The sequence below is a fragment of the Pseudoalteromonas sp. P1-11 genome, assembly GCF_001399995.1.
GTDB classification, from domain to species: domain Bacteria; phylum Pseudomonadota; class Gammaproteobacteria; order Enterobacterales; family Alteromonadaceae; genus Pseudoalteromonas; species Pseudoalteromonas atlantica.
This window is the reverse complement of sequence record NZ_LJSP01000018.1, coordinates 29,969-42,843: the sequence shown is the minus strand read 5'-3', so window position 1 is coordinate 42,843 and position 12,875 is coordinate 29,969. Positions and strand designations below refer to the sequence as shown.

10 protein-coding genes are annotated in these 12,875 nt (G+C 41.7%); 3 read left to right on the top strand and 7 right to left on the bottom strand.

The genetic code is table 11. The annotated features are described in order from the left end of the window. Position 1 precedes the first annotated feature (1 nt). The 3 genes from AN390_RS18530 to AN390_RS18520 form a co-directional block, all read right to left on the bottom strand. Positions 2–616: a YigZ family protein gene (locus AN390_RS18530; RefSeq protein ID WP_055255668.1), complete on the bottom strand. Its 615-nt coding sequence runs from the start codon at positions 614–616 to the stop codon at positions 2–4. 86 nt (positions 617–702) lie between these two features. Continuing rightward, complete coding sequence (pepQ, locus tag AN390_RS18525; RefSeq protein ID WP_055255667.1) at positions 703–2,025, bottom strand: Xaa-Pro dipeptidase; 1,323 nt, start codon at positions 2,023–2,025, stop codon at positions 703–705. A 185-nt stretch (positions 2,026–2,210) separates the two neighbouring features. Next, complete coding sequence (locus AN390_RS18520) at positions 2,211–4,097, bottom strand: transglycosylase SLT domain-containing protein (RefSeq protein ID WP_055255666.1); 1,887 nt, start codon at positions 4,095–4,097, stop codon at positions 2,211–2,213. A 295-nt stretch (positions 4,098–4,392) separates the two neighbouring features. Between AN390_RS18520 and fadB the strand changes: the two genes are divergently transcribed. From fadB to tusA, 3 genes are all read left to right on the top strand, one after another. Continuing rightward, positions 4,393–6,552 carry a fatty acid oxidation complex subunit alpha FadB gene (gene fadB / locus AN390_RS18515; protein WP_055255665.1) on the top strand — a complete coding sequence of 720 codons (2,160 nt, stop codon included), beginning with the start codon at positions 4,393–4,395 and terminating at the stop codon, positions 6,550–6,552. Between the two features lie 4 nt (positions 6,553–6,556). Then, positions 6,557–7,726, top strand: a complete 1,170-nt coding sequence (gene fadA / locus AN390_RS18510) for an acetyl-CoA C-acyltransferase FadA (RefSeq protein ID WP_055255664.1) — start codon at positions 6,557–6,559, stop codon at positions 7,724–7,726. A gap of 249 nt (positions 7,727–7,975) precedes the next feature. Next, positions 7,976–8,215: a sulfurtransferase TusA gene (tusA, locus tag AN390_RS18505; protein ID WP_055255663.1), complete on the top strand. Its 240-nt coding sequence runs from the start codon at positions 7,976–7,978 to the stop codon at positions 8,213–8,215. On the opposite strand, the gene AN390_RS18500 is transcribed toward tusA, so the two are convergent. From AN390_RS18500 to glyQ, 4 genes are all read right to left on the bottom strand, one after another. Beyond that, entirely contained in the window at positions 8,212–9,159 is a 948-nt protein-coding gene (locus AN390_RS18500; RefSeq protein WP_055255662.1) for a hypothetical protein, read from the bottom strand. The genes tusA and AN390_RS18500 overlap by 4 nt on opposite strands. Positions 9,160–9,262: 103 nt before the next feature. After that, positions 9,263–9,712: a hypothetical protein gene (locus tag AN390_RS18495; RefSeq protein ID WP_055255661.1), complete on the bottom strand. Its 450-nt coding sequence runs from the start codon at positions 9,710–9,712 to the stop codon at positions 9,263–9,265. Between the two features lie 72 nt (positions 9,713–9,784). After that, positions 9,785–11,854, bottom strand: coding sequence for a glycine--tRNA ligase subunit beta (gene glyS, locus AN390_RS18490; RefSeq protein WP_004588054.1), 2,070 nt, complete (start codon positions 11,852–11,854; stop codon positions 9,785–9,787). A gap of 2 nt (positions 11,855–11,856) precedes the next feature. Then, positions 11,857–12,759: a glycine--tRNA ligase subunit alpha gene (glyQ, locus tag AN390_RS18485; RefSeq protein WP_004588055.1), complete on the bottom strand. Its 903-nt coding sequence runs from the start codon at positions 12,757–12,759 to the stop codon at positions 11,857–11,859. Positions 12,760–12,875: the final 116 nt, after the last annotated feature.

Genomic DNA, 12,875 nt, shown 5'->3' with positions numbered 1-12,875 from the left:
CTTACTCTTTGATAGTTAACTCAACTGCGCCATGGCTTAAATCAAAAATATCTTTAATGGCCTGTTTTGCTTGGCGGCTATCAATAGTAATAACCCATTCAATATTAGCAGTAAATTGTTTTTCTATATTAAGTACTTGATAATTGGTTTTTAACAATTGCTCTATTGCGCCCTGCATGCTGTATTCACTTTGGCCTACAATCTCGATACTCGGTACTTTAGTCACAGTTTTTAGCTGCGAAAGTGCATTATTAAGCGACCCACCATAGGCACGCACTAACCCACCGGTGCCCAGCTTTATACCGCCAAAATAACGGGTGACAACCGCAGTAATTTCGCCAAGTCCAGAACCCACCAGCACATTAAGCATCGGCTTTCCTGCGGTACCATTTGGCTCGCCATCATCAGAAAAACCATAAACATGGCTTCCGCCCGGGTTACCCGCTACGTGCGCCCAACAATTATGACGAGCATCTGGGTACTTTTCTTCAATGCTTTTAATAAATGCTTTAGCAGCCTGTAGGTCTGGCGTATGCGCGATATGAACTATAAAGGTGCTTTTTTTAATTTCTTCTTGATGAAACACATCATCGGCGGGGTATTTATATTCAAACATAATTAAAGCTCAATTAAAAATGGGGCCAAAAGGCCCCTTTGCATTCGCGTACTTTAGCGCGTATTGGCAAGCTCGTCTTTATTAGCTTAGTCGAGCGCTAAATCACGAGTCATATTTTCTAGGCTGTCTTCGTGAACAATAATATTGTCTTCAATACGAATACCGCCGTATGGTTTTAACGACTCGATTTTTTCCCAGTTAATAAACTGCTTACTGTCGGTTTGCGCTAAATCACCTAATAATGAGTCTATAAAGTAAAGCCCTGGCTCAATAGTAAACACTTGGTTTTTCTCTATTTTACGAGTACAACGCAAGAATGGGTGCCCTTCTGGCGATGGCTGGTGGGTGCCTTTATCATCACGCATAAAGCCGCCCATATCGTGCACTTGTAGGCCAAGGTGATGGCCCAAGCCATGAGGGAAAAATGTTGAGGTAATTTTACGTTCCACAATTTCTGTTGCAGGTAAGTTTACAATATTGAAGTCGCTAAGAATTTGCGCAATACGGTTATGGCAATCAACGTGTAAATCGCCATATAACATGCCAGGCTTTAATGCGTTGCCTAGCTCAATTTGTATTGCCGTCATAGTTTGTACTAGCTCAGCAAATTCGCCCTGTTTTTTAAAATCGTACGTACGGGTTATATCTGCGGCATACCCATTAAAGTTTGCGCCAGCATCGATTAAAAACGAATTATGAGTAAGCGGTGCTTTTGGCTCAAAATGTGTGTAATGCAAAATAGCGCAGTTTTCGTTAAGCGCTACTATGTTGCCATACGGCATTTCGTTTTCGCTTTGGCGTGTAGCCATAAGGTACGCTTGCTGAATATCAAATTCGCTACCACCATTATAAAACGTATCGCGTGCTGCTTTATGTCCATCTACCGCAATGCGGTTGGCTTGGCGTAAACATTCAAGCTCGTACTGCGTTTTATAAGCGCGGTTATAATGATAATAGTTAAGCACCGGCTCAGGATTCATAATACTAAAGCCAAGCGCTTGCGCTACCTCTAGGTATTCGCCCATGTAAGCGTATTTAGCTTTATCGTAAGGTAATAGTTTTTCAACTTGATCAGGCTGTAGCAACAGTTCTATATCAAAGTACTCAGCCCAAAAATCACGCGGCTCATCTGGTACTTTGTGCCAAAAATCAACTGGGCGGTAAAAAATAAGCTTAGGTTTATCGCTACCATTTACCACAATCCAACAATGTGGGTTATCAATAACAGGAAGCCATGCTTTAAAGTGTGGATTAACTTTAAATGGGTAATACATGTCGTCTAAAAACTGGCGCTTAGCTTGGCCTGAGTGAATAACTAAACCCTCGAGCCCTTCACGGTCACAAATTGTACGCGTACGTTGTTGTAATGTGGCAATATGCTCTGCATATAAAACGGCTAATTTATCCATTGTTAATCCATCTGTTAAATTTAACTTGCTTTGAGTCTACCACTTAAACGTAAAGCGCTCAAAAAAGGGGGATATTTAACATGTAAATATCCCCCCTAATACTTATACCCATCGTGTTACGTTATTAGCCCTTTATTTAGCACGCTAGAATGGCTAAATATTTTAGGCAATTGGTATTACATAATTTACCCGCCCATTTTCATGTTGAGTAACGGCGCGAGCACGTTTCCTTCTCGGCCCATCCGGGTGTGATAAACCTGGCGATAAGCAAACACATTTTTTACGTAATCTCGCGTTTCTCTATACGGGATCAGCTCAACCCATAGCTCTGCAGGTATGGCTTCGTCAGGTAACCAGCGTTTAATACGATGATACCCTGCGTTGTAAGAAGCCGTAGCAAGTATTTCATTCCCTTTGTTTTTCTTTTTTAAGTACTGCAAGTAACTAGTACCTAAGCGTATATTGGTTTTAGGTTGGTACAAACGCGTACTCGATACCCTTGCTTTGTTAACGTATTCTGCCGTACTAGGGAGCAATTGCATTAAACCACGCGCATTTGCATGCGAACGCGCATCTGGTGCAAACGAGCTTTCGCGCCGTGCAATTGCAATACTCCACGCGGGGTCTATTTTGCTGCGTTTACTGTAGCGCTCAAATATATCTTGAAATGCAAACGGAAAACGCAGTTCAACATAATCCCATGCTTTAATTTTAGCTAACGTGAAAATAACGTTATCGTGCCAATTGTTTTGCGCTGCAACCTTTGAGGCAGCTAGTTTTTCTTCATCAGTAGAGGTGTTCGTTAAGTAATTCCATTCTCTGCGAGCAGAGGTAAAACGCTCGAGTTCGTAAAGTGCTTTTGCACGTTTAAAGCCCGGCGCATTCTTCACCTTCTCTACTAGTTTTTGATCAACCTGCAAAGGCTGATTGTTTAAATCAACCGGCAGTCCTAATCGAGCTGCCGCTAAAAAACCATAGTAATCGCGGTTAGCGGCCACTTTAGTCCAAATTTCGTCTGCTTTTTGTTGCTCGCCTCGCTTAGCATAGCTATAAGCAAGCCAATATTGCTGGCCTAAACTTAAATCGTCTTTACCTGTAAAAAAAGCCGCTATGCCTTCCCAGTCTTGGGTTTTAAGCATATTACCAAGTTGCCACTGAATTAACTTTCTGTCTTGTCGCGCTTTTGGCACCTTATTAAGCCAAAAACTGGCCTGTTTATGCCCACTTGAAGCAAGTGATAAAGCAAACGTGTAATATAAATCTGCTTTTTCTTCATCGCTGTAGGTAAACATTTTTTCTAGCTTTTGCCAGGCTCTTAAAGCCAGCGCTTTATCGCGCCAAATTAAACGCTTAACACCATAAATGGCTATTTGCGCTTCTTTTGCCGACTTAGTTTTATAACGATACAAGCCTGCTGCCGCACTAGGGTCGCGGCGTACTTTTAAGTATAAATCGGCTAAGTAACGCTCGTTTTTAGGTAACAACGTTTTTAAATAAGGGAGTAAACTTTGCGTACCGCCCTGCGCTGCAAGCGTTATGCGCTTCCATACAAGCTCATTATTTAAATAACCTTTTTTGCGCCAAAGCGAAAATAGTGGGTCGCATTCATTCGGTTGCGACTTACCCACCGTCCATAAATCGGTAACCTGATTAAAAATGGCTTTTTCTGGCGCCCCTAAATCAAGCTGAAAATCTAAAAACGTGCATGTTAGCGCTGCGTTAGACGTTTCTCGGTAGTTTTTTATATACGCTGCTTTTTTATTGTTTTTTTCAAGATACTCTAGCCACGCTTTACGTACCGGCCACTCAAGCGGGGTATGTTCATAAATGGTTAGGTAATCTTCTATTTCACTTTGGTATTTAAAATTGGGATGGCGTTGCCAATATGTTTTTTCGACATACGGCTTTAGCGGGTGGTCTAACCCGTTTATTGCTTCTTTAAAGTCTTGGTAGCTTCCATAGCGCACTTTTTTTTCAGCATCTAAAAACGCGTCATTATCGATACTCGCTTGGGCAGAACTAAAAGGAAGAATAAAGGCAGCTGCCACAGCGCTTAATAAAAATTTTTTCATAATATCCTTTAGGTTTAACGACCTGTCAGGGTTAATAATTTCCAGTTTGAGACACTAAAACAATAATGAGAGTGCCTTTAATAAAGTATGAACAACATTTAATTTACGCACTCATAATAATTAATGAGTACCTTTAGCACATTCCAGTACACCTTAGCACCAAACCAGCTATATTTTAACCAACCGTTTGTAACCGAGTTAAATTTTTCGTTGCATTTTAATTTTAAAGCAAGCACACTGGTCGAAATGCAAACTCATCGTACCAGTCTTAGTTCGTCAACTAGGGAGAATAATAATGTTATATAAAAGCGATTCCTTTGAAGTTAGCTTCCTAAAGGAAAACATCGCCGAGTTTAAGTTTTGTGTTGCAGGTTCTGTAAACACACTATCTCAGCAAACTCTTTCAGATTGTGCAGCAGCATTAAAAGAATTAGCGTCTAATTCTGATATCAAAGGCATGATTTTCACCAGTGATAAAGATCACTTTATTATTGGTGCAGATATCTTCGAATTTTTACCAACATTTACTAAACCAGAAGAAGAATTAGTAACGTGGATCAAAAACGCAACCGACGTTTTTGACGCAATCGAAGACTTACCATTCCCAACTCTTAGCGCTATAAATGGCTTGGCACTTGGCGGCGGCTGTGAGTGGGCACTTGCTACCGATTATCGCGTTGCAAGCGAAACCGCTAAAATGGGCTTACCAGAAGTTAAACTAGGTATAATGCCTGGTTTTGGTGGCACAGTGCGCTTACCACGCATTATTGGCGCAGATAACGCCATGCTTTGGATCACCTCAGGCAAAGAAAACCGTGCCGCTGACGCCCTAAAAGTAGGTGCGTTTGACGCGGTAGTTAGTGCTGACAAACTTTTAGAGTCAAGCCTAGCAACACTTGAATTAGCAATTGCCGGCAAACTAGATTGGCAGGCAAAGCGCGATGTTAAACTTCAGCCACTTAAATTAAACCGTGTTGAGCAAGGCATGAGCTTTGCGATGGCAGAAGGTATGGTAATGGGTAAAACCAAAGGCCACTATCCTGCTCCGGTTATGGCAGTTCGCACTATTAAAGCAGCGGCCAACTGTACTCGCGATGAAGCAATGGCAATCGAAAATGCTAACTTTGCAAAACTTGCGCGCACTAACGAAGCAGCTGCACAAACCGGTATTTTCTTAAATGACCAGTTTATTAAAGGTAAAGCACGTAAGCTTGCTAAGCACAGCGATGTTGAAATTAAACAAGCGGCTGTATTAGGCGCTGGTATTATGGGTGGCGGTATTGCATACCAGTCAGCTTATAAAGGTACCCCAATTGTAATGAAAGACATCCAACAGGATGCGCTTGATTTAGGTATGGGTGAAGCATCTAAACTACTGGGTGCAAAAGTTAAACGCGGCCATATGCCAATGGAAAAAATGCTGGCAACGCTTAGTAAAATTAAGCCAACGCTTAACGATGCAGACCTACAAAACGCCAACATTATTGTTGAAGCCGTAGTAGAAAATCCTAAAGTTAAGCAAGCGGTATTAGCTGACCTTGAAAAGAACATGCCAGAAGGCACGGTACTTACATCAAACACATCGACTATTTGTATCGACTTGCTTGCAGAAGCGTTAGATAAACCAGAAAACTTCTGTGGTATGCACTTTTTCAATCCAGTGCCAAAAATGCCATTAGTAGAAATTATCCGTGGTGCAAAAACCTCTGATAAAACAATTAATGCAGTCGTTGATTACGCGCTTAAACTTGGCAAGTCTCCAATTGTTGTAAACGATTGCCCAGGCTTTTTTGTAAACCGTGTTTTATTCCCTTACTTTGCAGGCTTTAGCAAATTAGTTGTTGAAGGCGCTAACTTTGCAAAAGTAGATAAAGTAATGGAAAACGTATTTGGCTGGCCAATGGGCCCGGCTTACCTGCTTGATGTTGTAGGTATTGATACGGCGTATCACTGTACTGGCGTAATGGCTGACGGATTCCCTGAGCGTATGGCACGCGCAGAAAAAGATCCGGTGACTGTTTTTGCTAACGAAAAACGTTTTGGTCAAAAGAACAAAGCAGGTTTTTACAAGTACGAAACAGACCGTCGTGGTCGTCTTAAAAAATCAAGCGATGCAACAGCAGTTGAGCTACTAGCGCCAATTACTGATGCACCTAAAGAATTTGATAAACAAGAAATTATCGACCGTTGTATGATCCCAATGATCAACGAAGTACTACTTTGTTTACAAGAAGGCATTGTTGCTTCTCCTCAAGAAGCTGATATGGCCCTTGTATACGGCGTTGGTTTCCCTCCATTTAGAGGCGGCGCGTTCCGTTACTTAGATCAAACAGGTTTAGCTAACTTTGTTGCAGCAGCAGACAAATATGCTCACCTAGGTGCGATTTACCAAGTATCAGAGCAAACTCGCAAATGGGCCGAAGAAGGTCGTGTTTTCTATAAGGTGGAAGGTTAATATCATGAATAATCCAGTAATTGTAGATTGTATCCGCACACCAATGGGTCGCTCAAAAGGCGGCGTATTTAAAAACAAGCGTGCGGAAGATTTAAGTGCTCACCTTATGAAAGGGTTATTAGAGCGCAACCGAGCAGTTGATCCTGCATCAATTGACGATATTTATTGGGGTTGTGTACAGCAAACATTAGAGCAAGGCTTTAACGTTGCACGTAACGCATCACTGCTTGCGGGTATTCCACATTCAGTACCAGCTACAACCGTTAACCGTTTATGTGGCTCGTCAATGCAAGCATTGCATGACGCAGCACGCGCTATTATGACAGGCGCTGGCGACACTTACCTTATTGGTGGTGTTGAGCACATGGGTCACGTACCTATGACTCACGGTAACGACTTTCACCCAGGCTTAGCAACTTCAATTGCACAAGCATCTGGCTCTATGGGTTTAACTGCAGAATACCTTGCTACTATTCACGGAATTAGCCGCCAGCAGCAAGACGAATTTGCATACCGCTCACATCAACGTGCACATGCTGCAACAGTTGAAGGCCGTTTCCGCCGCGAAATTTTAGCAATGGAAGGTCACGCAGCTGATGGCTCTTTAATTTTAGTTGAAGATGATGAAGTAATTCGCCCTGAAACAACGGTTGAAGGTTTATCTCAGCTTCGCCCAGTATTTAACCCTTCCTCTGGCTCGGTTACTGCGGGTACATCTTCTGCACTTTCTGATGGCGCATCAGCCATGTTAGTAATGAGCGAAGAGAAAGCAAAAGAGCTTGGCTTACCAATTCGTGCACGCGTTAAAGCAATGGCTGTTGCCGGTTGCGATCCATCAATCATGGGTTACGGCCCAGTACCAGCAAGTAAAAAAGCACTTGCACAAGCTGGTATTACTATTGATGACATTGACGTAGCAGAGCTTAACGAAGCATTTGCAGCACAATCACTGCCTGTACTTAAAGACTTAGGTTTAGCAGACGTGGTTGATGAAAAAGTGAATTTAAACGGCGGCGCAATCGCACTTGGCCACCCACTAGGTTGTTCAGGTTCGCGTATTAGCACCTCGCTTATACACTTAATGGAAGACAAAAATGCAAAATATGGTCTAGCAACTATGTGTATTGGTTTAGGCCAAGGCATCGCGACTGTATTTGAACGTGTTCAAGACTAATTATTAGCTTAAACATGTAAACCATCTTGGTGATTAAAAAGGCGAACTAGCGCAAGTTAGTTCGCCTTTTTTTATGCCACCAGCTTATTGCTGATATGAATAATGTGATCGGGTGTATTAAATTTAAACCAGATTATTTTTTACTGTATTACGCTTACCCGTTATATGCAAAACAGTTAACCAAACAGATTAATTGCGCTAAACTACCCGACCAAACCAAGCCGCGACTATTTTTACAGGTAACTTTTTATGAGCTTTGATAATCCCGATCACCAATTAGACGCCATGGGCCTACGCTGCCCAGAACCTGTAATGATGTTACGCGCTGCAATTCGTAAGATGAACGACGGTGAAACGTTATTAATTACCGCGGATGACCCATCAACCACTCGCGATATTCCAAGTTTTTGTACATTTATGGATCACACACTGGTGGCTAAAGATGCCGATGAAGCACCGTATAGGTATGTGGTGAAGAAAGGGCTTTAAGGTTCATTGCTCAAATACTGCGTTCTAATTAAATTACTGCTTTTGAAGTGAGAATTATTTTTCTCTTCTAAATAATGAGCCACTCGGAACCACTCAAAATCCAAGTGAAATTTCTTTTCATTGTTAACTACTAATGCTGGTGGGCCCAAGAGTCGATTCATGTTTAAGTCTATATTTTGATCAAGTAACTTACTAAAATAGTCTTCAGCCTCAGTTACTGACTTATCCACCAAAGTGCGTAGTTTAATCATTAAATCAAAAATCCCTTCAAAATAACCATCTATCGCTCTGTTGAGGTCAACTAAATCAGAATTTAAGAGCTCATCTTTAAATGCAGAGTTTAACCCCTTTAACAACTTTATCCTTTCTTTCTCTTCCATTACCGATAATACGAGTGGAATCTGAAATTTTGTTATTACTCCATTTCCATGTTTACTTATAGATGGATATTTTAAAGTTAGCCTATTTACGGGTAACATTTTATGTTGGCATAAATTTCTCAAATTACAGCATAGAACATAATACTGATTCTCTTTAAAGATCTTCTCTCTTTCTATCAATAATTCAGGTAATAATGATTGATCAATATCATTAATTATCGAAAACTTATCACGTTCAATGTACAACCGATCTAAAACTAATTTTCCAGTATTCAAAATGTTTAGATAGGAGATATTTAATTTAGTACGGGCTTTTTGATTTTCTATATAAGCATGTACCTCAGATAAACGTGAAAACTCTTGTGAGAGCTGAGCCATAGTAAGCAATGATTTGAATGTTTTAACTTCCTCTATCAAAACATCAAATAAATTTTCTATCTCAAGTTTTCTTGAGAATACTCTATATTTTTTTAAGCACTCATTTGAGTCTGATTCAGTTAACTTACTTCGTTCAAACCTGGGCTTATCATTTTCTAGATAGCAGTACTCTATATAATTATCCAATGTACTACCCCTTAATCCAAAGGCTCAATTTCATATTAACGTCCTTGTCGCAAATCTATAAGCCCACTCGGGCAACTAAAAGCTGACAGCTCCCAACTAACAGCTATTTCTTAGTAATCGTCACTTGTGGCTTATCGTAATCACTGTAATCAATACTTACTATGTAGGTGCCTTTTATCGCTGGCGTGTAGCTAAAGTAGTTATAAATAGTATTGCAGTCTGCAAGTACGGGTTGGCCGAGCGTTAGTTTTTGCCCTGCTGGTTGTGAGTCGCTATAGCCGCAGTTGTAGCCTTCGCTAAAATCGGCATCGGCTATTTTAAATTCGTACACTTTACCTGGGGTGCTAAATTTAACTTCTGCTTGGTAAAGCGCGCCGCCTACTGGCATAAACTGGTACTGAGGCTCTGCATCCCAAAGCGTAAAATCGCCTCTTAGGTAAATTGTTTTATCCAGCTCTTGCTGTGGCAGTACGTCGTTAATAGACACTTGGCTAGTACACGCTGTGAGTAAGCCGGCAATGGCAAGCGTTAAAATTCGTTTCATTGGCATCATTAATGGGTTTCCTTCGTTCTGTTAAAACTAAAAAGCCAGCAATACGCTGGCTTTTTATTGGCTTAAGCGGTGTTATTTTTGTAGTACAGATATATCTGCAATATCTAAAAATAAGCGGCTTAACTGGCTTAATAGTGCGAGGCGATTTTGCTTTACAGCTTCATCGTCGGCCATAACCATGACGTTGTCAAAAAAGTTATCAACACTTTGGCGAATACCTGCCAATTGGCTTAATGCCTCTTGGTAGTTTCCATCGGCGTAAAGTGGTGCAAGCTCAGTTGCAAATTTTGCTACTTGTGATGCTAATACTTTTTCAGCGTCATCGCTTAATAGGCTCTCATCAACATCACCTTCAGTGGTAATGTTATTTTTAGCTAGTATGTTACCTACACGCTTATTCGCTGCTGCAAGCGCTTCTGCGGCGTCTAACGTACGGAAGTGGCTTACTGCTTTAACACGACGGTCAAAGTCAGTAGGCTTAGTAGGACGACGTGCCAGTACTGCCTGAATAACATCTACTTCAATGCCTTCGTCTTGATACCATGCGCGGAAGCGCCCTAGCATAAAGTCAAATACGTCGGTTGATACATTTAGGTTAGTAAGCTTTTCGCCAAACAGTGTTTGTGCTTTTGCTACTAGGTCTAAAATATCAAGCGGTAGCTCTTTTTCTACCATGATACGCAGTGCACCAATGGCAGCACGACGAAGTGCAAATGGGTCTTTGTCACCTTTAGGTGCTTGGCCTATACCAAAAATACCCACCAGCGTATCAAACTTATCTGCAATTGCTACTGCACAGCTGATTAGGTTTGTAGGTAAATTGTCGCCCGCAAAACGCGGCATGTATTGCTCGTTTTGTGCTATAGCTACATCTTCTGCTTCGCCATCAAAGCGCGCATAGTGCATGCCCATTACACCTTGCACGTCGGTAAATTCCATTACCATTTCGGTCATTAAGTCTGTTTTACTTAATAGGCCAGCACGTTTTGCAAGGTCTTTGTCGGCACCTAGTTGCTCTGCAATGTAGCCGGCAAGTTCGCTAATACGTACAGATTTATCTTTAAGCGTACCTAACTGCTTTTGGAATAAAACAGTATCAAGTGATTCTAGGCGGCTTTCTAGGGTTTTCTTTTTATCTGTTTCAAAGAAGAACTGCGCATCAGCTAAACGTGGGCGCACTACTTTTTCGTTACCAGATATAACCACACTTGGATCTTTACTTTCGATGTTAGATACAAACAAAAACTTATTTAAAAGTTTGCCGTTTTGATCTAATAGCGGGAAGTATTTTTGATCGTCCTTCATGGTGTAAATTAGCGCTTCGGCAGGTACATCTAAAAATGCTTCTTCAAATGTTGCCGTTAGCGTTACTGGCCACTCTACTAGTGAAGTAACTTCTTCTAATAAGTCTTCATCCATTGCAACAACCGCATTCACTGCGCTTGCCGCTTCTTCTATTTGTGCACGGATTTGCGCTTTACGTTGTTCGTAATCAGCAATAACGTAGGCTGATTTTAATACGTCGAACACGTCATCAGCATGGTTAATGGTGATTTTTTCTGGATGATGAAAACGGTGGCCTTGTAACTGATTAGTTACTTGCTTACCTAAAATTTCGCCTTCAATAAGTTCATCACCAAATAAAATAGTTACGGTATGAACTGGGCGAATAAATTGTGTTTTATTCGCGCCCCAACGCATTGGCTTAGGTATTGGCAGCTTTGCTAACGACTTTGCAATGGCATCGCTCATCAGCGTTTTGGTTTCTTGTCCAGCTACTTTAGCAATATGTAAAAGCCAAGCGCCTTTATCGGTCTCAAGAGTTTGTGCTTCACTTACGTCAATACCACAACCACGTGCCCAACCCATTGCTGCTTTAGTTGGGTTACCTTCACTATCGAACGCTGCTTTAGTTGCAGGGCCACGCTTTTCTACTTCTTTATCTTGCTGCTTTGCTTCAAGCGCTTTTACTTGTAAACCTAAACGACGAGGCGATGCATACCAGCTTACGCCTTCATGCCCAAGCTCTAGTGTTTCAAGCTCTGCAGTTAAGTTTGCGGCAAAGGCTTCTGCTAATTTGCGCAGTGCTTTTGGTGGCAGCTCTTCGGTGCCAATTTCTACTAATAAATTTTGTGCTGACATGCTTACTTATCCTTACACAGCGGGAAACCAAGCGCTTCACGTGCATCGTAATAGCTTTGTGCACACGCTTTTGATAACGCTCGAACGCGTAAAATATAACGCTGACGTTCGGTTACTGAGATTGCATGGCGCGCATCGAGTAAGTTAAACGCGTGCGATGCTTTCATTACTTGCTCGTAAGCAGGTAGTGGTAAATTTGCTTCAATTAGCTTTTGGCTCTCAGCTTCACACTTATCAAACTGTGCAAATAAGTCATCTACGTTTGCGTGTTCAAAGTTGTAAGTAGATTGTTCTACTTCATTTTGATGGAATACATCGCCGTAAGTTACACGCCCTAATGGACCGTCTGCCCATACTAGGTCGTAAATACTGTCTACGCCTTGAATGTACATTGCTAAACGCTCTAGGCCGTAGGTAATTTCACCGGTTACAGGAGAGCACTCTAAGCCCCCTACTTGCTGAAAGTAAGTAAACTGCGTTACTTCCATACCGTTTAGCCAAATCTCCCAACCTAAGCCCCATGCGCCTAGTGTTGGCGATTCCCAGTTATCTTCTACAAAGCGTACTTCGTGCGTTAGGGTATCAATTCCCATCGCTTCTAGTGAGCCTAGGTAAAGCTCTTGAATGTTATCTGGTGATGGCTTTAAAACTACCTGAAATTGGTAGTAATGTTGTAAGCGATTAGGGTTTTCGCCGTAGCGGCCATCGGTAGGACGGCGACACGGTTGTACGTATGCGCTCGACATTGGCTCAGGGCCAATAGATTTTAAGAATGTTTGCGGGTGAAATGTCCCTGCGCCCACTTCCATATCAAGTGGTTGAATAATGACACAGCCTTGCTGCGCCCAATAATCCTGTAAAGCCAGGATCAAACCTTGAAAGGTTTTAACGTCATATTTTTGCATATTTGGCTTTTTACTATCTGAAAGTAGCGTGAAAATTACCCTCAGTATACCTTGTGCACACGCAGGTTTTAAGCAGTTTGTGCGGTTGTTAAAATAAAAAAGGAGCCATTAGGCTC